The 22,906-nt window shown below is 34.9% G+C and carries 17 protein-coding genes; 5 read left to right on the plus strand and 12 right to left on the minus strand.

Annotated elements, in window-relative coordinates; genetic code table 11:
• Positions 1 to 3 precede the first annotated feature (3 nt).
• Both QWY90_RS02210 and tsaB read left to right on the plus strand, forming a co-directional pair.
• Complete coding sequence (locus QWY90_RS02210; RefSeq protein ID WP_290284190.1) at positions 4 to 1,329, plus strand: efflux RND transporter periplasmic adaptor subunit; 1,326 nt, start codon at positions 4 to 6, stop codon at positions 1,327 to 1,329.
• Between the two features lie 19 nt (positions 1,330 to 1,348).
• On the plus strand, positions 1,349 to 2,014 hold the full coding sequence (gene tsaB / locus QWY90_RS02215; protein WP_290284191.1) for a tRNA (adenosine(37)-N6)-threonylcarbamoyltransferase complex dimerization subunit type 1 TsaB: 666 nt from the start codon (positions 1,349 to 1,351) through the stop codon (positions 2,012 to 2,014).
• Position 2,015: 1 nt separating this feature from the next.
• On the opposite strand, the gene QWY90_RS02220 is transcribed toward tsaB, so the two are convergent.
• The 4 genes from QWY90_RS02220 to QWY90_RS02235 form a co-directional block, all read right to left on the minus strand.
• Positions 2,016 to 2,849: a mechanosensitive ion channel family protein gene (locus tag QWY90_RS02220; protein WP_290284193.1), complete on the minus strand. Its 834-nt coding sequence runs from the start codon at positions 2,847 to 2,849 to the stop codon at positions 2,016 to 2,018.
• A gap of 65 nt (positions 2,850 to 2,914) precedes the next feature.
• Entirely contained in the window at positions 2,915 to 3,295 is a 381-nt protein-coding gene (locus tag QWY90_RS02225; RefSeq protein WP_290284194.1) for a hypothetical protein, read from the minus strand.
• 50 nt (positions 3,296 to 3,345) lie between these two features.
• Positions 3,346 to 5,361: a thioredoxin domain-containing protein gene (locus tag QWY90_RS02230; RefSeq protein WP_290284196.1), complete on the minus strand. Its 2,016-nt coding sequence runs from the start codon at positions 5,359 to 5,361 to the stop codon at positions 3,346 to 3,348.
• A gap of 108 nt (positions 5,362 to 5,469) precedes the next feature.
• Positions 5,470 to 6,366 (minus strand): NifU family protein, encoded by an 897-nt coding sequence (locus tag QWY90_RS02235; RefSeq protein ID WP_290284197.1) that lies wholly within the window; start codon positions 6,364 to 6,366, stop codon positions 5,470 to 5,472.
• A 130-nt stretch (positions 6,367 to 6,496) separates the two neighbouring features.
• Between QWY90_RS02235 and QWY90_RS02240 the strand changes: the two genes are divergently transcribed.
• Genes QWY90_RS02240 through QWY90_RS02250 form a run of 3 tightly spaced genes read left to right on the plus strand, consistent with a single transcriptional unit; the run spans position 6,497 to position 14,412 of the window.
• Positions 6,497 to 12,850 (plus strand): T9SS type B sorting domain-containing protein, encoded by a 6,354-nt coding sequence (locus QWY90_RS02240; protein ID WP_290284199.1) that lies wholly within the window; start codon positions 6,497 to 6,499, stop codon positions 12,848 to 12,850.
• 5 nt (positions 12,851 to 12,855) lie between these two features.
• Positions 12,856 to 13,854 carry a PorP/SprF family type IX secretion system membrane protein gene (locus QWY90_RS02245; RefSeq protein WP_290284200.1) on the plus strand — a complete coding sequence of 333 codons (999 nt, stop codon included), beginning with the start codon at positions 12,856 to 12,858 and terminating at the stop codon, positions 13,852 to 13,854.
• A 42-nt stretch (positions 13,855 to 13,896) separates the two neighbouring features.
• Entirely contained in the window at positions 13,897 to 14,412 is a 516-nt protein-coding gene (locus tag QWY90_RS02250; protein ID WP_290284202.1) for a gamma carbonic anhydrase family protein, read from the plus strand.
• Between the two features lie 97 nt (positions 14,413 to 14,509).
• On the opposite strand, the gene murI is transcribed toward QWY90_RS02250, so the two are convergent.
• The 8 genes from murI to QWY90_RS02290 all read right to left on the minus strand — a co-directional run bounded on the left by murI (position 14,510) and on the right by QWY90_RS02290 (position 22,820).
• A complete protein-coding gene (gene murI / locus QWY90_RS02255; protein WP_290284203.1) occupies positions 14,510 to 15,289 on the minus strand; it encodes a glutamate racemase in 780 nt (259 codons plus the stop codon).
• 66 nt (positions 15,290 to 15,355) lie between these two features.
• The gene (locus tag QWY90_RS02260; protein WP_290284204.1) at positions 15,356 to 15,856 is read right to left on the minus strand and encodes an OmpH/Skp family outer membrane protein; all 501 of its coding nucleotides are present in this window, start codon (positions 15,854 to 15,856) and stop codon (positions 15,356 to 15,358) included.
• 36 nt (positions 15,857 to 15,892) lie between these two features.
• Entirely contained in the window at positions 15,893 to 16,888 is a 996-nt protein-coding gene (locus QWY90_RS02265; RefSeq protein WP_290284205.1) for an OmpH/Skp family outer membrane protein, read from the minus strand.
• A gap of 36 nt (positions 16,889 to 16,924) precedes the next feature.
• Positions 16,925 to 19,675, minus strand: coding sequence for an outer membrane protein assembly factor BamA (bamA, locus tag QWY90_RS02270; RefSeq protein ID WP_290284206.1), 2,751 nt, complete (start codon positions 19,673 to 19,675; stop codon positions 16,925 to 16,927).
• Entirely contained in the window at positions 19,608 to 20,348 is a 741-nt protein-coding gene (gene uppS / locus QWY90_RS02275; RefSeq protein WP_290284207.1) for an undecaprenyl pyrophosphate synthase, read from the minus strand. Before uppS ends, bamA begins: the two co-directional genes overlap by 68 nt.
• A 3-nt stretch (positions 20,349 to 20,351) precedes the next feature.
• Complete coding sequence (gene porG, locus QWY90_RS02280; protein WP_290284208.1) at positions 20,352 to 21,038, minus strand: type IX secretion system protein PorG; 687 nt, start codon at positions 21,036 to 21,038, stop codon at positions 20,352 to 20,354.
• A 165-nt stretch (positions 21,039 to 21,203) separates the two neighbouring features.
• The gene (locus QWY90_RS02285; RefSeq protein ID WP_290284209.1) at positions 21,204 to 22,085 is read right to left on the minus strand and encodes an NAD kinase; all 882 of its coding nucleotides are present in this window, start codon (positions 22,083 to 22,085) and stop codon (positions 21,204 to 21,206) included.
• 75 nt (positions 22,086 to 22,160) lie between these two features.
• The gene (locus QWY90_RS02290; protein ID WP_290284211.1) at positions 22,161 to 22,820 is read right to left on the minus strand and encodes a CBS domain-containing protein; all 660 of its coding nucleotides are present in this window, start codon (positions 22,818 to 22,820) and stop codon (positions 22,161 to 22,163) included.
• Between the last annotated feature and the right edge of the window lie 86 nt (positions 22,821 to 22,906).

The following is a 22,906-nucleotide window of genomic DNA, read 5'->3' on the forward strand; positions in this document are numbered from 1 at the left end:
ATCATGTCAAAAAAGAAAATTTATATACTTGTTGGAGTTGTTATCGCATTAATTATAGTGCTTGTTACCTTAAAGTCAAAAGGAATTATTGGCGGTAATGATGATTCAAAACAAGTAGAAACTGCCAAAGTGGATGAAATAACTATTGTGGAAACAGTATCAGCAACCGGAAAAATCCAACCCGAAATTGAAGTAAAAATATCTTCAGAAGTATCTGGAGAAATTATAGCATTGCCTGTAAAAGAAGGGCAAGTGGTAAAGAAAGGCGATTTATTGGTTAAAATAAATCCTGATTTATATACTTCAGGTTACAACAGAACTATTTCTAATTTATCTGGAACCAAAGCTGGTTTAAGCCAAGCAGATGCTGCTTTTAAAGAAGCAAAAGCAAGTTATGACAGAAGCAAAACCTTATACGATAAAGGCATTATTTCAAAATCGGATTGGGAGAAAGCAGTTTCGGCATTTGAAAGCGCGGAAGCCAACAAAAAGTCTGCATACTATAATGTGCAAAGTGCCAATGCAACCGTAAAAGAAGCAAAAGACAACCTTGGAAGAACAACTATTTATGCTCCGGCTGACGGAACTATTTCTTCACTTGGTGTTGAATTAGGGGAACGTGTTTTAGGAACACAACAAATGACAGGGACAGAACTTTTGAGAGTAGCCAATTTGAATAATATGGAAGTAGAAGTTGATGTGAATGAAAATGACATTGTCAAAATAAACATTGGCGATAGTACCAATATTCAGGTTGATGCTTATTTAAAAAAGGAATTTAAAGGAATTGTGACCAGTATTTCTAATTCTGCCAGCACAGCAATAACAGCTGACCAAGTGACAAATTTTAAAGTTAAAGTTAGAATTTTAAAGGAATCGTATCAGGAATTATTAGAAGGTAAACCGGTAAGCTATTCGCCATTCAGACCCGGAATGACTGCTACTGTTGATATTATCACGAAACGAAAAGAGAAAGTTATTGGTGTGCCAATTAGCTCAGTTGTTATAAAATCGGATACGGCTGCAGTTAAAAGTTATGAAATAAAAGAGGACAGTGAAGACAAAAAAGTAAAAGCCAAAAGGGATAAAAAATTTGAATGTGTTTTTGTGAAAGTTGGCAATAAAGCCAAAATCAGAGTTGTAAAAACCGGAATTCAGGACGATACTAATATTGAGATTTCTTCTGGTCTAAAGAAAGGCGATGAAGTAATTGTTGGTCCATATACAACTGTTACGAAAGATCTTAATTCTGGAGATAAAGTTACTTCAGGAAAAGAATCTAATAAAAAAGATAAAAAGGAAACTACTATTACTGTTTCCACTAATTAATATTATTTAATTTCAAAACTTGAATTACATTCTAAATATAGAAACAGCAACTAAAAACTGTTCGGTTTCTTTGGCAAAAAATGGAGAAACTGTTTTGTGCAAAGAAATCGCTGAACAAGGGTTTTCCCATGCAGAGAAACTACATGTTTTTATTGAAGATATTTTAAAAGAAACGGGTGTTTCCGTTAAAGATTTGAAAGCCATTGCGGTGAGCAAAGGTCCGGGTTCTTATACGGGTTTGCGCATTGGGGTTTCTGCCGCAAAAGGTTTGTGCTATGCACTCGGTGTTCCGTTGATTTCTGTTGATACTTTGCAGGTTTTAACTAGGCAAGTTGCTGTTGGGAAAGGTTTGATTATTCCAATGTTAGATGCAAGAAGAATGGAAGTTTATAGTGCCGTTTTTGATGCAAATCATACTAAAATAAAAGATGTGCAAGCCGAAATTTTGACTGAAGAAAGTTATGCTGAAATAACTGCACCTGTATATTTCATTGGTGATTGTCAGGAAAAATGTAAAACGGTTTTAATGGCGGCCAATTTTCACTTTCTTTCGGAGATAATTTTCCCTTCTGCAAATGAAATGAGTTCTTTAAGCTATGAAAAATTTGTAAAAAATGAATTTGAAGATGTGGCGTATTTTGAGCCTTTTTATCTCAAGGATTTTTTGATTTCAAAACCAAAGTAAATTATTTCTTCGAAGCTTCTTTAACATAAGGCTGAATAATAATTCCGGCTTTGTCGAAAGCTTCTTTACATTCCTCTAAAACATCGGAACACATAGAACCAAAATCGGCGTTTTTTGACCATGGTTGTATCGCTAATTGTATGGCTGAATCTGTCAAAAGATTGACAACCACTGCAGGAGCAGGGTTTTTCAATACTTTGGAATTATTTTCCAAAACATGCATTACTATTTCTTTAGCTGTTTTAATATTGGTATCATAAGAAATGTTGAAAAGCAAGTTGGCTCTTCTGTTTTTTCCCAACGAAAAATTAGTGATAACACCATTAGATAGAATTCCGTTAGGCACAAAAATAGTTTGATTGTTTCCAGTAACTAATTTGGTTACAAAAATCTGAATTTCACTCACTGTTCCCGAAACACCTTGTGCTTCTATAGCATCGCTAACTTTAAAAGGTTTGAATAAAATAATCAGCACACCACCAGCAAAATTTGATAATGAACCTTGTAAAGACAGACCAACAGCTAAACCTATTGCACCAAGAATAGCAACAAAGGAAGAAGTTTCAATTCCGAGTTTGGAAATAAAAGTTATAAAAAGCAAAAAGCGCATTGCCCAAAGCAAACTATCGCCCAAAAAGGTTGATAAAGTCGGGTCTATTTCGCGCTTAACCATTATTCTTCTCACCAAGCGATTGACAAATCTAATGGTATATAATCCAACAAAAAGAATTAATAAAGCTGAAATTAATTTTGGTGAATAGTCAATCAACATAGTAGTAAATTGATCAGCATAGTCAGCAAAGGAATGAATATAGTGCAGTTCTTTCTTTTCCATAAATTGATAAAAAAATCCCGAAAAATCGGGATAAATTATTTTAGCAAAAATAGTGATTTTAAAAATTAATCAGCGTTTTCATCAGCTGGTTTTACAATATCTTCTGCTTTTGTTTTTATTTCTTGTGCCTCTTCTGAAGCATCATTGGCAAAAGCATTTTTCACACTTGCTACGGCTTTTTCAGCCATTTCTTCGGCTTTTTCAGCATATTCAGTAGCCTTTTCTTTTACTGTTTCAACAGCATTTTCAAGGGTTTCTTTTGCGGCTGGCACATGTTCGTTTACTTTCTCTCTTGCGGTATCCACAAGCTCTTCTACTTTGTCAACTAATGGTGCTGCCGCTACTTTTGCTTTTTCTAATGTTTCTTCAGCAAAAGTTTCTGCTTTATCTGCTACTTCTTTTGGTGACGAACCAAATAATTTTTTAAAAAAATCTCCTAATGCCATGACTCTGAATTTTAAAGATTAATAATAACAATATTACGATTTTTATACGATTAAAGTCCAAATTCTGTACTGATTTCTTCAAATTTAGCCGTTGGTTTTTGACAGCTTTTATTTTGGCACAAATAAAATAAAGTTTGATTTAAGGCAAAGCGGTTTTCTAAAAACGGAAGCTTCGAAAGTCCTGTACTTCCCGCAATGACAATGTTTGGCAGATAGTTTTGATTTACTTTTTTTACATATTCTAAAGCTTGATTTCCGCAAATGGCTAATTCTTTATTTTGCTCTGAAAAGTGTAATTGAACATTCATCCAATTTGAAAAAGCTGACGGATAATCAATTGTTGGAACAATGTTCTGAATCATTTGCTGGCAAATTTTCTCGTAATAACTATTCTCAAAATAAATGCTTAATTTGAATAAAGCATCCGCCATAACTGAGTTGGAAGCTGGAATCACATTGTCTTCCACTTCAAAATGAGAAGTAATTAAAGGATCATCCTGACGTGAAGTAAATGAGAAAAATTGTTGTTTTTCTTCATAAAAATTGTCAAATGCATAATCGGTTAATTGCTTGGCATTTTGAAGCCATTTTTCATCAAACGTGACTTCATATAAAGAAATAAAAGCCTGAATTACATGAACATAATCTTCGAGAAACCCATTTATTGTTGCTTTACCATCTTTGTAACTGTGTTTCAAATTCCCTTCAGCTGTCCAAATTTTATTGATTATAAAATATGCATTTTGCAAAGCGATGTCTAAATAGTTTTGGTTGCCCAATGCTTTATAAGCTTCTACAAAACCTTTGAGCATAATGGCATTCCATGATGTCAGGCATTTATCATCCAATCTTGGTTTGCTTCGTTTTTCTCTTTCCAGATAAAGAAGTTGTTCCCAAGTTTTCTTCTTTTGTTCCAATGTTTCCTTAGTAATGTTTTGCTGTTTTGCGATTTCGTCAAGCGATTGATTTTGGATTAAAACATAATTTTCATGTTCCCAATAGCCGAATTCATTGATATTAAAAACAATTGAAAATAATTCGAAATCGTTTTGAAGTAATTGTTGTAATTCTGTTATGGTCCAGACATAAAAGGCGCCTTCTTCTAGATGATTTTGAGCATTCAAACTGTCAGCGTCAAGCGCAGCATAAAAACTTCCTTCTTTTGTCAGCCATTCTTTTTCAACAAAAGCCAAGGTTTTTTCTATGACGTCTTTGTAAAGTTTGTTTTTAGTTAATTTATAAGCATTGGCATAGAGCGAAACCAATTGTCCATTGTCGTAGAGCATTTTTTCAAAGTGAGGAACATGCCATTTGATATCAACAGAATAGCGTGAAAAACCTCCGTCAATGGTGTCGAATAATCCGCCATGAGCCATTTTGGTTAAAGTTAGATTTACAAAATCTAGAAGCGTTTGATTTTTGGTTTGATAACCAAATCGCAATAAGAGTTCATAATTGGTTGGCATCATAAATTTGGGTGCACGAGCCATTCCTCCGAAATCCCAATCGAAACTTTTCTGCCATTTGAAAACTAAAGATTCAAGAATTTCAATATTGAAATCTGTTGAATTGTTTTTTGAAATGATACTTAACGATTGCAAACCATCGTTTAGTTTTTCGGCATAATCTAAAATGGTTTGTGGTTGTTCGGTATAAATTTCCTGAAGCCTTTCTAGCGAATTTATCCAGTCGTTTTTTCTGAAATAGGTTCCGCCCCAAATTGGTCTTCCGTCTGGCAGAGCTACTACATTCATTGGCCAGCCGCCTTGACCAGTCATGATTTGAACGGCTTTCATGTATACTGCATCAATATCAGGTCGTTCTTCGCGGTCGATTTTTATAGATATAAAATGCCTATTCATTGTTGATGCTACTTCAGTGTCTTCGAAACTTTCGTGTTCCATGACGTGGCACCAATGGCAAGCCGAATACCCTATACTGATGATTATGAGTTTGTTTTCTCTTTTGGCTAAAGCTAAAGAATTTTCATTCCAGCCTTTCCAATGCACTGGATTATTGGCATGTTGTAATAAGTAGGGACTCGTTTCGAGATGTAGTTCGTTCATGGTAGGTTTTTTTAGCCCAGATTGCAGCGAGCTACCATGTAGCGCGGAAAGCGGGATTAGCTCCTAAAATTAAATAAAAAAAGCGTCTCAAATGAAACGCTTAGTAAATTATCCGTTAACTGCTTCGACAATAATGTCTTTATCGTTGAGCATGTCTTTAAGCATGTTTTCGATGCCACTTTTTAGTGTAAATGTAGACGAAGGACAGCCGTTGCAGGCACCTTGAAGCACAACTTTTACTCGCTTTTCGGTTTCATCATACGAATCGAAAAGAATATTTCCGCCATCGGCAGCAACGGCCGGTTTTACATATTCCTCCAAAATATTGATAATTTGTTGTGATGTAGTATCGAGATTATCAAAGTTTTTTATTTGTTGTTTTTCCTGTTTTACGTTGTTTTCAATTTGACTTTCGTCGATGACAGTGCCGCCATTTTCAATAAATTGTTTGATGAATGTACGCAATTCCAAAGTGATTTCATCCCAAGAAAGACTGTCGTATTTGGTAACTGAAATATAATTTTCGGCAATAAAAATTTCTTTTACATAGTGAAATTTGAATAATTCCTGTGCTAATGGAGATGCTTTTGCTTCGTCAATATTTTTGAATTCGGCTGCTGTTTTTGTTAACGCTTTATTGATGACAAATTTTAGTGAAGCCGGATTTGGTGTGGTTTCACCATAAACTGATATGGGTTGTTTTTTGGTCGGATTTGCATTTGGCAAAATTATTATGCCGCCATCAGCCATAAAATTTTCAATTTGTTCAGCAACATCACTCTGAACGTCGGTCCATTCTATAATATTGTAACGTTCGATGGCAACGAAATTTCCGGAAATATAAACCGTTTTAACAAAAGGAAGATAAAACAGTTGTTGCGCTAAAGGAGAATTTTTGGCTTCGTCAATATTTTTGAATTCAAAGCTTTCGTTTTGAGTTATAAAATCGGGAAATTCAAATTTAATTATGGTCGGATTTTGCGTTTCTTTTATCGATATTTTCATGACAAAGGTTTATTTTTCTGCAAATTTAACAAAGTTATTTTCTGTGAATACCTATATTTGGACATTTAAATAATAAATTAACATATTGGTTGATTTTAGTAATTAAGATCAGTGATATAATTTCATATTAATGAAGAGAATACTATTCTTATTTATTGCTACGCTTACAGGAGTAAGTGCTTTTTCTCAAGCCATAACAGTAGACAACACCACTTATACAGTACCACAACTTGTTCAGGATGTTTTATTTGCCTCTGGAAGTACAAGCTCATCTTGTGTTGGAACTATTTCTAATATTACTTGGAGCACAGGAAGTGATGCAAGTGATGGAACAAGTTTTGGATCAACAAATGGGATTGGTTATTTTCAAAATACAAACCCTGATTTTCCATTAAGTTCAGGAATTGTTTTAAGTTCAGGAGATGCCCTAGATGCTCCCGGACCAAACAATACAATACAGGAAGCTGGTGATTGGCCTGGTGATTCTGATTTATTTAATTATATAGACGGATTGGGAATAGATCCAGGTCTAATAGATTATAACAACGCAACGGTATTAGAGTTTGATTTTACACCCTTGACCACAATGATGAGTTTTGATTTCCTATTTGCTTCAGAAGAGTATGGAGAATATCAATGCTTATATTCAGACTCTTTTGCTTTTTTCCTAACGAATGTTACTACAGGTTCAGCACCCACAAATTTAGCATTAGTTCCGGGTACGCCGACTCCAATATCTGTTGTGACAATACGTGATGGCGCCAATTTTACAGGTTTTGGCACAAATTGCGGATCAACTAATGCTTCTTATTTTGGTAATTTTAATGACTCAACACCAGCTGTTAGAGCAGCAGCTGCAACAAATTTTAATGGAGAGACGGTTTTAATGACAGCTACATCAGCTGTAATACCTAATAATTTATATCACATTAAGCTTGTTGTTGCAGATAGAAATGATGATTTATATGATTCAGCTGTTTTTTTAGGAGGAGGCAGCTTTGATATTGGAACTGCTGACTTAGTTGGAACAGGTGAATTTAATGGAATTCCTGATTTTACTGTAGCTAATAATACTGCTGTTTGTTCTTCAAAACCGATTGTAGTTCAAGCGGGTAGTGTTGTAATTCCGGGTGCAACCTATGAATGGACATGGAATGGTAATCCTGTAGGAACAAATACAAATGTTTATACAATTACTCAAGCCGGTACTTATGGTATTACAATTACTTATCCGGGCGGATGTCGACAGAATGATAGTATGGTTGTTGAATATATCCCTTCACTTACATTAGGAACTCCAAGCGATTTAACGCAATGTACTGCTCCTTTTAATTTAACAGATAATTCGTCAGCCATTTTAAATGGAATAACTAATCCTATTACATATCATCATTCTTTAATACAAGCACAAGGATTAGCTTCTCCAATTTTAAACCCTAGTACCTATAACGGTACTGATGGAGAAATAATTTATGCAGCAGTTGAAGATGATGTTACAGGTTGTATTGTCACAACACAATTTGTTTTACATACAAACCCTAGTTTATGTTTAGTTTCTGGAATTCCACCAGATTTGTTTCAATATGAAACAACACCCGGTTCAGGAGTTTCTGTATTTAATTTTACTCCACAAACTACAATTATTTATGGGACAAATACACCTGCTGATTATACAGTTATTTATTATCCTACTTTAGCTGATGCTAATGCCAGAACTAATCCAATAGCGGTTACAAATTCTTTCCAAAACACATCAAGTCCGCAAAGAATTTATGCTGTTTTATCTCAAAATGTCGCTCCTACAAATTTTGTGGTAACTAGTTTTCAATTGGTTACTGTTGCATTACCTGTAGTGTCGATATCTGCATCACTGACTTATGTTTGTATAGGGAATTCGGCAACTATAACCTTTTCAGGTACTCCAAATGCAATTGTCGATTATACTGTTGATGGAAATCCAAGGCAAATTACTTTAAATGGTTTTGGGACTAATTTTGATATTACACCTCCATTAAACAGTAGCACTACATTCAATTTAGTAAGTGCTACCATTACAACTCCTGCAGGAACCACAACACAACCTGAAGTAGGTACAGTTACTATAACTATAGCTTCTAGGCCAACAATTAATACCCCAACTCCTTTTGTTGTTTGCGACGACAGTTTAGATGGCCTTTATTGTTTTGATTTAACTACCAAGATAAATGAAATTACAGGAGGAGATCCCACTGTTGTAGTTGATTTTTACGAAACCACAACCAGTGGTGTTTCGCAATCAAGCCCTTATTGTACTATATCTCCGGGAATTCAAACCCTTGATGTTCGAGCTCATTTCATTGGATCTTCAGCGTGTTATTCGACTACTTCATTAAATTTAGTAGTTAACCCAATTCCCCTTCCCAATCCAATAATCACTGATTATGAACTGTGTGATTACAACAATCCTGGTGATGGAGTAGAAGTATTTAATTTAGGAACAAAAACTACTGAAATCGCCAATGGACAAACAGGCGTGACGGTACGTTATTATGCTACTTTAGCGAATGCCCAAAGCCAAACGAATCCGTTACCTAATTTGTATTCAAATACTAGTAATCCTCAGCAGATTTGGATAAATATCAGGGACAATGCTACAGGATGTAATACTACAGGTTCTTTTAATTTAGTTGTCAATCCATTGCCGTCAGTTACTACAGCTCCTACATTATTCGAATGCAGCAACGGTTCTTCACCTACAGCTGAGTTTGATTTAACCATCAATGAAGGCACCGTTACCAATGGAGTTACAGGGTTAATCGTTACCTATTATAATACGTTGTCAGCGGCACAAGCAGGTTCGCCTTCAATTGGTTCCCCATCTACTTACATTGGGACAGATAACGAAGTAGTGTACATCCGAGTAGAGAATAGCGTCACAGGCTGTTATTCTACTACAACACAACTATTGCGCGTAACCCAAGGACCAGTGGCAATAACTCCATTACCATTGCACTATTGTGACCCAAACAATGATGGCTATGGCGTATTTGATTTAGACAGTACTAGTAATGAAATAACAGGAACACCATCAGGGGCACCGCTACCGCTTGGCGTTTCAGTCACCTTCCACGAAACCCCAACAGATGCGCTACTGGGCGCCAATCCAAAGCCAAGTCCTTATCCTAATATTTTCAAAGACACGCAAACCATTTATGTAAGGGTGTTTTATACCTTGACAGGATGTGCTAATTATGTCCAGCTTCAATTAATCGTTGATCCCACTCCAGTAGCCACCGAGCCGGATGCTTATGAGTTGTGTGATTACACTGGAGCTGTAGGCTATGAGACTTTTGATTTGACTACAAGAATTCAGGAGGTATTAGGTTCATTGAATCCGTTGACCCATTCAGTAACATTTTACACTTCTCAGGCTTCCGCCGAATTAGGAACAGGTAATATTACCAACACTATGAGTTACACCAATGGTATTATTGACACCGAAACGATTTATGTTCGTGTAGAAATTATCGCTACGGGTTGTTATGATATAGTACCGTTGCAATTGATTGTTAACCCATTACCACAAACTACCCAGCCGAACTACCCACAATACTCATTGTGTGATACCAAAGGTCTAACAGGATTTGAGACTTTTGATTTAGCTTCGCAAATAGCTCCGATATTATTAGGACAAACAGGCATGGATGTTACGTTTTATCCAAGTTTATTGGATGCGCAGAATGATACGAATGTGATTATTAATTTGCAGTATACCAATGTTCCGGTTTATGTTCAGACTTTAGGGATTCGGGTTACAAACCGACTGACAGGTTGTTATGTTATCTCTACAATGGACATCCGGGTAGAGCCCTTACCAACACTAATTCCGCCAACACAGCCTTATACTGTTTGTGATGAAGATCAGGATGGTTATGCCAATTTTGATTTGGCGAGTTTATTACCGGGATTGTTAAACGGCATCGCCACGTATACCCTGACTATCCATGAGACGTTACCCGATGCTAATTCAGGAGCCAACCCTATTAATACAACAGTACCTTACTTTAGTATTGACCCGTTTGTACAAATTTTATTCGTACGGGCACAGGATAATGCTACAGGTTGCTATAGCATCCTACCAATAGAGTTGAATGCCGACCCAAGTCCGATTGCACCAATAAATCTGAACACTATCACCGTATGTGATCAGGACAGCAATCCTCAGGATGCGCGTACGGCAATAGATTTAACCCAACAAACAGCCGCTGTTTTAGCACAGCAAACGTTAGCTGCAACCAACTATACCGTTACCTATTACACCACACAATTATTAGCACAAGGCGGAGCATTCCCAATTATTCCTGCCGCTAACTATATTGGTACTAATTTAGATGTAATATGGGTTAGGGTAGAAAACAATACGACCCATTGTTACAATATCGGTTCATTCCAATTAGCCATTAATACGCCATTGTTACTCACTACACCGGCACCGCTTAGTTTGTGTGATGATGATGCTAATCCAAATGACCAGCACCATGCGTTTAATTTAACAGTTAGAGACACCCAAATCAACCAGGGAACAGGCTATGCGGTAACGTATTATCCAAGTTTATTGGATGCACAAAATAATACCAATGCTATCTCCGCTGCAAACGCTTTGGCGTATATTAATGTTCCTCCAGCAGTACAAACTTTAGGCGTAGTAGTTACCACAACGGTAGGCTGTAAAAGCATTACCACTTTGGATATTAGAGTATTGCCAATCCCAACACCTAATACTAATCCAAGACCTTTGGCACCTAAATGTGATGATACCAATCCGGGGGATATGTTAGAGCTATTTGATTTGACCACCAACGCAGCATATATTGCCAATGGAGACCCGAATGTAACATTACATTATTTCCTTACACAAGCGGATGCGGCAGTACCACAGAATGAAATACTCACCCCTACAGCAGCATTAGTGGGTACTAACGTTTGGATTAGAGTAGAGAACAATAGAGTAGACTACCTGGGTAATAACTGTTACGTACTGGTAGAACAACCATTAACAGTAAATCCATTGCCAATCGTAGTGCAACCACTGGCTCCTTACAGAGCCTGTGATGACAATGCTGATGGTATCTCCGTATTTGATTTGACAAATCCATTACTGGCACAGGCTGTACTTGGCCCTACCCAAGCACCAGCAAATTATACGATAAGCTATTACTTAACGGCAGCAGGTGCTAATCCATTAACCAATACGGGAGAGACTCCACTACCAAGTAGCTACACCAATGTAACGCCAAACGCACAAAACATCTACATAAGAGTGGTTAACAATGCCACAGGTTGTGTGAATACAGGAACCTTACCATTGGCAGTAGAGGCGTATGCGACAGCTATAGGACCACAACTATTTAATCAGTGTGATAGTTATGCTGACCCTTACGACGGCGTTGAACTTATTGATTTAACTACATACGCTACCGCGATACTAAACGGACAAAATCCGGCTGTATTTATATTGAGTTATTATACTACTCAGGCCGATGCCATAGCCGGAACCAATGCCTTTACACTGGCAGAAGCACAAGCGTATGAAACCGACCCAGATGCAGATACGATATGGGTTAAGGTAGAGAACAGCAGTAATTTGATTACACCTTTATGTTATGCTATAACCACGATAGACATCAAAGTAGAGCGTTACCCGAATCCGGTAATCAATACGGATAATGGAGTGAATACTATTTGTGTAGACTTTAATACGAATATAGTGGAAAGGTCACTGCTATTAGATAGCGGAATGGCGATACCTGGTAATTATACCTTTGAATGGTTTGAGGCAGGCGCTCCAACTACCGTTATTGGAACAGGAGCAACGTATACAGTAGACACTGCAGCGGCAGCAGGAGCCACAAGAGATTACACAGTTCATGTGACGAGTAACAGTCTATTAGCTTGTGATACAACCTCGGCTAGCTTTCAGGTGATACAATCAGGGCAGGCTGTTATACCGGTTGGTACTATAGGATATACGGTGACTAATGCTTTTAGTGCTTCTCAAATTATTACCGTGTTAATTGACGGTTATGGCACGTATGAGTACAGTTTGGATGATGGACCAAGACAGGCGAGCAATGTGTTTGAGAATGTTAGTTTAGGCACACACATTATCCATGTTTGGGATACCGAAGGCGGTGTGGCTTATAGTTGTGAAGAGCTTATCATAAATGATGTTCAAATTATAGATTACCCCCATTATTTCACTCCAAATGGCGATGGTATACACGATACATGGAATATTGTTGGATTGGGTGGACAACCTAACGCAAAAATTTATATATTTGACCGCTATGGTAAACTATTGAAACAAATCAGTTCGACTGGCAATGGTTGGGATGGAACATATAACGGACATCTCTTACCGTCAGATGATTATTGGTTTACGGTTGATTTTATAGAAGGAGCCACAGTCAAACAATTTAAAGCCCATTTCTCATTAAAAAGATAGTTAAAATGAATTTTAGAAAGATTTATTTATTAGCACTACTAATAGCTGCACAGTTTTCTTATTCTCAAGAAGGATTACCGGTTTATTCAGATTATTTATCTGATAATTATTATTTACTTCATCCTTCAATGGCTGGAGCTGCAAATTGCTCAAAATTAAGACTAACCGCAAGGCAACAATGGCTAGGTCAAAAAGATGCACCAGCTTTACAAACATTAAGTTTCAATGGAGCTTTGGGTGAGAGATCTGGTGGAGGAATTATCGTTTTTAACGATAAAAATGGGTACCACTCACAAACAGGGATGAAGTTGACTTATGCTCATCACATCATGTTTTCACGAGATAATGTTGATTTAAACCAACTTTCATTTGGTATGAGCGCTGGTTTTATTCAAAGCAATTTGGATGAAAGTACGTTTTATGATAATAATCCTGGCTTTGATCCTGTAATTTTTGGTTCAATTCAAAAATCGACTTATTTTAATGTTGATATTGGAGCTTCTTATAATTTTTTAGATTTTTATGTTCATGCTACAGTTAAAAATGCATTGGCAAGCGACAGGAAATTATATACCGATAGTGAGCCGGTAAATTTGAGAAGATTTATTTTAAATGCTGGATATACTTTTGGTGATGCTGAACAAATTCTATGGGAGCCCTCTTTTATGTTTCAATTGGTTACTTTAACTCAAGAAAAAACAGTCGATTTTAATATTAAAGCCTACAAAGATTTAGATTTTGGAAGACTGTGGGGAGGAATATCTTATAGAAGAAGTTTAGATGGCGCACAGTATGTTCAAGGGAATGGTGTTGCTGACCAAAAGCTGCAATACATAACCCCAATACTTGGAGTTAATTTTAAAAACTACGTATTTTCATATACTTATTCACATATATTGGGAACAGTTAAATTTGATTCAGGTGGATTTCATCAAATAACCTTGGGAATCAATTTGTTTTGTAAACCAGAGAAATATCACTGTAATTGTCCTGCTATTAATTAATTCAAATAACTGTCCCGATTTATCGGGACAATTTTTTTAACTATGGTTATAAAAACTGTAAACGGTAAAAGTCCACAAATTCCAGAAGATTGTTTCGTTGCTGAAAATGCTACAATTGTTGGTGACGTTGTGTTGGGAAAATCTTGCAGCGTATGGTTTAATGCGGTTATTCGTGGCGATGTTCATTATATCAAAATAGGTGATAAGGTTAATATTCAAGACGGAGCAATTATACATTGCACGTATCAAAAGCATCCAACCGAAATTGGCAATAATGTTTCTATTGGACATAATGCGATTGTACATGGATGTAAAATTCATGATAATGTATTAATTGGAATGGGAGCTATTGTGATGGATAATTGTGTTGTAGAAAGTAATTCTATTATTGCTGCAGGTGCCGTTATTACTCAAAATACGGTAGTTGAATCGGGGGCGATTTATGCTGGAATTCCAGCCAGAAAAGTAAAAGATATTGATCAATCTGATTTTGCCGGAGAGATTGAACGAATTTCGAATAATTACGTCATGTATTCAGGTTGGTTTAAAGAAGAGTAAAGGATGCCTTTGGTTTAGTCTAGCCCTGATGGGAGCGAGCTACCATGTAGCGCGGACAGCAGGAACATGGTTAAAAAGAAATCCAAAAGTTGTGCTCCTAAAAATCTTTAGTAATTACGTCATACTTATTATTTAAAATATCTTTCAATACTTTTGGATTCGAGTTTGTATAAAAAATAGTTTTTGCTTTATTGGTTTCATCATTTAAGCCATTTCGTTCCAATAAAATAGTTTTTGTTTGACGGGCAACTGCTTCGCCGGAATCGATGATTTTAATTTCTTTTGGTACTATTTTTTTTATTTGTGGAATCAAATAAGGATAATGACTGCAACCTAATACCAAATAGTCTATGTTAGCAGCAATCATAGGTTCTAAGTACTTGTGAAGAAGTGTATTCATTTCTTTGGAATTTATTTCGCCATTTTCAATAAGCGGAACTAATCCATGTCCGATTTGTTCAATGATTTTGGTATCATGAAATTTTTCAGCTGTTTCAAGAAATAATTCGCTGTTCAATGTTCCTTGAGTAGCTAAAATTCCAATTGTATGACTTTGAGAATTTAAGGCAGCTGGTTTTATAGCTGGCTCAATTCCTATGAACGGTACTTCGTATTTTGCTCTTAACACTTTAATAGCATTTGTTGTTGCAGTATTACAGGCTACAACAATTATTTTAGCATTTTGATTCAAAAGAAACTCCGTATTTTTTATACTTAGTGCAATGATTTCCTCTTTTGATTTTTGACCATAGGGAGCATTTTTGCTATCGGCAAGGTAAATGGTATTTTCATTTGGCATCAAATCGTTAATTTTTCTCCAAATAGATGTTCCGCCAACTCCCGAATCAAAAAGTCCTATAGGATTATTCTTTTCCATAGAAACAAAAGTAAAAAAAAACTGCTCAACTAATTGAGCAGTTTTTGATAGTATTATGAATTTATATTAAAATCCTAAATCTTTTTTTACATCAGCGGTTAAATCTGGACCATCAGCCAAAAGTAAATCAGCAATGTTTAATACGTATTGGTATCCTTTAGCTTTACCAACTTTTGAAATAGAAGCTTTGATTTTGTCCATCAATGGTTTCACCATGTCAGCTTCTTTCTTTTGTAATTCTTTTTGAGCGTTGTCTCTGTAATCAGTAATACGTTTTACTAAGTCTTGAACTTCTGTTTGACGTGTCGCGTTTACAGCATCTCCAACAGTAGAAGCTTCTTGATCGTATTTTTTTATTTTATTTTGATATTCTTCAGCCATTGTTTTGTATTCTGCATCATATGTTCCGCTCAATTTTTCTAATTGTTTTTGAGCATCAATCATCGCTGGCATCTTAGAAATTAGTTCATTCACATCTACGTGTGCAGTTTTAGCTTGTGCATTAATTGTATAGCTTGTTCCTAAACACAACACTGTAGCTAGTAGTAATGATTTCAATCGTTTCATTTTAAAAAGTATTAATTAATTATTTGTTTATTATTCTTATTCTGTTTTTGGTTTATTCTTTGCGTCTTCTTTTGCTTTTTTAGCTGCTTCTCTATCTTCTAGTATTTTTTTCTTTTTTTCTTCTAAAGCTTTTTTTCTGTCTTCTAAAAGTTTTGCTCTTGCTGCAGCCTTTTCTGCTTTTGGATCTACTGCTGTTGAATCAGATGTTTTGTTAGCTTCAGTCGGAGATGTTGTTTTATCATCGTTGGTTTTCTCCTTAACAGGAACCGTGCCAGTTTTTTTTGCGTTTTTGGCATCTAATAATTCAGCTCTCTTTGCTGCTTGTTCAGCTTTTTTAGTTTCGGCGGCTGCTTTTCTATCAGCTACTAATTGTTCTCTTGCTTTCTTTTTGTCTTCTAATGCTTTTTTACGAGCTTCTAAGGTTGGATTAGTATCACTGGCGGCATCTTCTAGCGCATCTTTAGCTTCTTGTGCTTTAACTTGTTTGGCAGTCATTTGCTCTCTTTTCTCAGCTCTGGTAATAACTCTGATAACTTGGTCACTTATGTCATATCTCTTAGCAGAAAAAAGCATGGTTAAATCAGAAGCTTTGTCAAAAACAAAGTCATATTTTTTCGCTTCAGCAATATCTTGAACGGCAGTAAAAACCTGATCCTGAATTGGTTTTACTAAAACTGCCTTTTGTGTAATTAAATCTCCATTTGGACCGAACTTCTTTTGTTGAAAGTCTAAAAGTTCATCTTCTTGAAACTTAATTTCTTCTTCACGTTCATCGATCAACTCTTTTGTTAATAATGCTTTTTCAGTTTTTAACGCGTCTTTTAATTTTGCAATTTCAATTTTTTTAGCTTCAATATCTTGTTTCCATTTTTGTGCTTTTTGCTCCAATTGACTTTTAGCCTCACTGTAATCAGGCACGTTTTGGAGAATATATTCCATGTCTATATAGCCAATTTTCACTCCTTTTGATTGTGCATTTGTCTGAAAAACAGTGCATAAAATCAGAATTGCTATTAAAAAATATTTTTTCATTCTTTATTTGATTTAGAAATATTGTACCAAATATAATTAAAATTGTTGACCAATTATAAAATGTGTTTCCCAACCATTAGGATTTGTATATCCAGGAACAGCATCGAAGCCATGAGCAAAGTCAATTCCTAATAATCCAAAGGCTGGCATGAATATTCTCAAACCAAATCCGGCAGAACGTTGCAATACAAATGGGTTGTAATCTTTGAAAGTATCAAAAGATGACCCAGCTTCAAGAAATGTCAATGCATATATTGATGCGGCAGCTTTTAATGTCAATGGATAGCGTAATTCTAATGAGAATTTATTATATACTGTCGCGCCATCTTGTGATGATAATGATTGGTTTGGATAACCTCTTAATTGAACAACTTCTCTTCCGTCTAATGAAAAGTTAGCAAGACCGTCTCCACCAACAAAAAATCTCTCAAAAGGAACTAATCCTCTACCACTATTGTATGCGCCTAAATAACCAAATTCACCCAAGGCTCTTAATACTAATGCTTTTGATTGTGACCCAGCTAATCTTGTAAACCAATCTGCTTTAAATTTTACTTTATAGTATTCGAGCCAGTTGAATTTTTGTTGGTCAACTTTTGCTCTGTCTGCTGTAGCTAGTGTGTAATCGCTACCAACAGTTTGATAAATACCTGAACCAGCTGTCGTTTCTTGTAAATAATCCCCATATGCTGCGATTTGTCCAGAAGAAGTTGGTACAGGTGTTATAGTTGAATTTGCTGTGTATTGAAGTTTATATTCTTTTTGATTTTCTAAATCGCCATAATTTATTCCATTAAATAAGGAGTAAGGTAACGTGAATTTTGCTGAAACACTAAATTCAGAACCAGATGTAGGGTAAATAGGATTTACCCCTTTATTATTTCTGCTTAAACCAAGCGTATATGCCAAGTTTCTTGATGAACCGTCTCCAAAAGTAAACAATCCGGTATTATAGTTGTTCAAATCATAATATTGAAAACTCACAGAACTTGAAAACACAAAGAAATCATCAGGAATAGTCAATCTTTTTGCAATACCAATAGATAATGAAGTGATGTTAAAACTCTTATCTTTATCTACGTTAGTTGATCTTCCTGAATAAAGAAATTGTTTACTATGCGACAACGAACTTGAAAATTGTATTGGTTTTTTCCCACCTAGCCATGGCTCAGAAAACGATAGACTATAGGTTTGGAAAAACGAACTTGCCTGTAAACGTAAGGCGACTTTTTGTCCATCACCCATTGGAAGCGGTTTGTAAGCTTCTTTTTTAAACATATTTCTTGCTGAGAAATTATTGAAAGATAATCCTAAAGTCCCAATAAATCCACCACCACCATAACCGCCTTGAAGTTCAATTTGGCTTGAACCTTTTTCAACAACATTATACTCAATATCAACTGTCCCTGCAGCTGGATCAACATTTTTGAATTTGGGGTCAATTGCTTCTGGGTCAAAGAAACCTAATTGTCCAATTTCTCTAATAGTTCTTACCAAATCTTCTTTGCTGTATTTTTGACCTGGTTGTGTTCTTAACTCTCTATAAATTACTCTATCATTGGTTTTATCATTTCCAACAACAGTAATATTATTGAAATAAGCTACTGGACCTTCGGTTACTCTAATTTCAAAATCAATGGTGTCGTTCGCTGTTTTTACTTCTACAGCATTAATGTTTGAAAACAAATAACCGTTATTTTGATACAAGTTGGTTAAATCTTCTCCATCAGGTTTTGACTTGTCGGCAATTCTTTTTTCCAATAAAACACCGTTATAAGTTTCACCCTTTTTAATTCCTAAAACTCTACCTAACAACTGGTCAGAATAAACAGAATTCCCTAAGAATTTAATGTTTCCAAAATGATATTTTCTACCTTCTTCAACTTTTACATTGATGGCAATCTTCGATTTTTTCGAATTTAAAAATACGGAGTCACTAATAACACGTGCATCTCTGTATCCTTTTTCTTTGTACTTATCAAGTATAGAGACTAAGTCTTCTTTATATTTATCTTTTATAAATTTTGAAGCTTTAAAAATGCGAATTGGATTTATTTGCTTGGTGTTTTTCATGGCTTTTCTCAACTTAGCGTCAGAGAATTTTTCATTGCCATCAAAAGTTATTCTGGAAATTTTCAATTTATCACCTTTGTCAATATTGACAAGCATCTTAACATTATTTCCTTCGGTTGTATCAGGAATGGTTTTTATAAAAACTTTGGTATTAAAATAACCGTCCTTTTTATATTTGTTTTCGATGTAATTTTTGGTTGTCGTAATCAAATTTTCATTCACAATTTTTCCTTTTGTCAATGAATTCTCTTTGATAAGCGCTTCAACTTTAGATTTTTTTATCCCTTGAATTTTTGCTTCGCTAAGTTTTGGAAGTTCTACTATATCCAAATCAAGCCAAATGCTATCCGCTTCAACTTTATTTACATAAAAATCAATGTCACTAAAAAGGCCAAGTTTTCCGAGTTTTTTGATAGCATTACTCAATTCTTCTCCGGGAACTGTAATTTGCTGTCCTTTTTCTAAACCGGCAAATGTGACAACAGTTTGTTCGTTGTAACTGATTTTACCGTTTACTTTTACATTAGCTAAAATATATTTTTTGCCTTGATCGAAAGGGATTTTTTCTTGGGCTTGTAATTGAAAAATAGTTCCAAATAATAAAATAAATAGGAATATTTTTGAAGGGTTAATCTGCACTGAAATTTTATTTAATTTGTTCACTTGTTTTTCCAAATCTTCTTTCTCTTTTTTGATAACTAATAATGGCTGCATATAAATCATCTTCTTTAAAATCGGGCCATAAAACCTCGGTAAAATAAAATTCAGCATAGGCTATTTGCCATAACAAAAAATTACTAATACGGTGTTCACCACTGGTTCTAATAACTAAATCTACATCAGGTAAATTTCGCGTGTAAAGATGCTCATTTATAATTGATTCATCAATAGTGTCTATAGAAATTATATTATTTTTAACTTTCTCACTTATTATTTTAACAACATTTAACAATTCCTCTCTTGAACCATAGCTCAATGCTAAAGTTAGTGTCATTCTTGTGTTGTTTTTCGTTTTTTCGATAACCGCTAAAAGTTCTTTTTTTGCTTTTGTTGGAAGCAAATCAATGTTTCCAATACAGTTTAATCGAATGTTATTTTTTTCTAGAGTTGCCAGTTCCTTTTTTAAGGAATTGACCAATAATTTCATTAAAGTATCAACTTCTAACTTTGGTCTGTTCCAGTTTTCGGTAGAAAAGGCATATAATGTTAGATTTTCTATTCCAAGTTTTGCACAGGTTTCAACAGTAACTCTAACTGATTTTGTTCCTTTTTCGTGACCAAATGCTCTTAGTAACCCTTGTTGTTTTGCCCAACGACCATTCCCATCCATAATTATGGCCAGATGTTTTGGTAAGTTGTCTTTATTTATGGTTTCTAATAAGCTCATTTTTTATTCTTTGCAATAACATGGTTTTTCTCCAAAAGTGTAGGTAATCGTAAATCCACTGAATACATACCAATCCTTGCTATTTATATTGCCAAACTTTAATGATTCTAAATTTTTATTTTTTGGTAAACTTCCATCTAAATTATCGGTGAAAGTATACCGTGCGCCAACTTCAAGTCCTAAAATTATATTTTCGAAAATATTACTTTTAATACCAACAACCATTGGTATGGCAAACGTACTTGAACTGTAATCCTTTTTTGTTTCACCATTAAGCACAAACAATTCATCATAAGCAAAATAGGTAATTCCTGAATATACGTATGGCGTTACCATTTTATTCAACTTTTCATGTAGATTAAAATCAAAAAAATTAAATTCTAATCCAGCTGAAATTTCTTTTATTTCATTCTTAAAATTATAACCTCTTTCTACTCTGCCGTGCACTTCTGAATCTAAATCATTTCCAGAAATAGTTGACTGTGTATAAGAAAATCTGTAAGAATGTCTCGGGCTTTTGTTCCATTTGTACAAAATTCCGAAGGCCAATTTGTTCGGAGAAACATAAGTAGTTTTACCTACATCTCCAATGAAATTGCTTCCGCCTAAGAAAACACCAATTTCATGAATTTGTGCAGTCAAAACATTCTGGAAAATCAAACAAAAAAATAATACTAAAATCCTTTTCATCAAATTGAAAATAGCGTGCAAATATAACAATTCTCAGTACTTATCTAACATGTATTTTATATTTCTGTTAAATTAAATAAAGTGCTGATTATTATTAGTCTTACAATGGTTTCTATTCTAAAACGAGTTTTTTAGAATTGTAGTATAAACAAAGGAGTTTTTTTTCTAATTTCTCTTGTCTTCACCCCAAAGTAATTTGGTTCGAAGTGTTTTAAGAAATGTTTCTTCCGGGATTTCAACCATATTAATTTTGAATGGCGTTTTCTTAATTAGTAATTCAGAATTATTACTGATTGAAGTTATTCTGGAGTCTAATGAAACCAAATATTGCTCTTCTCTTCCCGAAACCTTGAGTTTGATTTCAGTTTCATCCGGAATTACAAGTGGTCTTGCGTTAAGATTATGTGGTGCAATTGGTGTAATAACTAAAGCATTAACTTCGGGGGTTAAAATTGGTCCTCCACAACTCAAGGAATAGCCCGTAGAGCCTGTTGGTGTTGCAATGATTAAACCATCTGCCCAATAAGAATTTAAATATTCACCATTCAAATAAGTTTCTATAGTAATCATTGATGTAGTATCTTTTCTGCTTACAGAAACTTCATTCATAGCAAAGTTAATATCAATATCAGCGCAATTAGGTGAACAGTCAATTGTTAACAAAGTTCTTTCTGAAATGGTATATTTTTTTTCTAAAACTATCTGAAGGAAAGATTCTATATTCTCTTTCTGAACTTTAGCCAAAAAACCTAGCCTACCAGCATTGACTCCAAGGATTGGGATTCCGGAATCACGAACAAAAGTAGCTGCTCTTAAAATAGTTCCATCACCACCAATACTAATAAGAATATCGAAACTGCTATCTAAATCATGATGAGAAGCGAAAGTGTTGTATTTTTTACCTACAATTTCTTCTTTGTACAATATTTGCAGAAACTTTTCCTCAATAACCAATTCAACATTGTTTCTGTTGAAAAAAACAAAAATATCTTTAATGATTGGCCGTGTATCGTTTTGATAATATTGTCCGAAGATAGCAACTTTCATGTTGGGTTGTATTTAAGGTTTCAGATTTTAAAGTTTTTTACTTCTAACTTCGTTCTTCCAACTTCTAACTTTGATTTACATATTTAAATATTTATCCAAATATTCAGAACGTTCTTTCAGTGTATTTAAATAGTTGTCCTCATGATGTTCAGATACAATTTCATAATTATACCTACGAAACGATTGAATAATTTCATTCATTGCACCGAGAGTCGTTTTTATAGTTACCTGAATTTTATCCCCATTGGCTTCCGAAACAAAAACACCAAGCAGTTTGCCATTATTGCTTTCTACAATTTGGGTAATCTGGCTCATCGAATAATCTGCAGTTGGTTTTTCAACCACTATGATTCCGCCGGTTTCTTTAAGGAATGGTGTTTCGTTTAAAAACTTAATGACATCGGTAATTTCGTAATAGCCAATATAGTTGTTGGTTTCATCTAAAATAGGAACAATATTCGAATTGTTTCTGGCGAAAACTTCTAATACATCCAACCAAATCATAGATTCACGCACAAAAAAACCTTCAAATGAATATCTGAAATCAATGATTCTTTTACCGGTTTCAAAAGTTTCCACATCAACAGCTGAAACGCAACCTATATAAATTCCACTATCCATAACAGGAAAATGAGAATAGGTACTATCGGCAAAGAAATCCTGAATTTCTGCCACAGTTTCCGTACTCGAAAAAGGCTTAAAATCGTTATTGATATATTCAGAAAGTTGTCTCATCTAGGCTGTATCTTTTAGCGACTGCAAAATAATCAAATTTTGGGACATGATGACTTAGTTTTACTTTGTATTTTTGTAATCAAATT

Origin of the sequence: Flavobacterium paronense (assembly GCF_030409795.1) — a bacterium.
GTDB lineage: Bacteria > Bacteroidota > Bacteroidia > Flavobacteriales > Flavobacteriaceae > Flavobacterium > Flavobacterium paronense.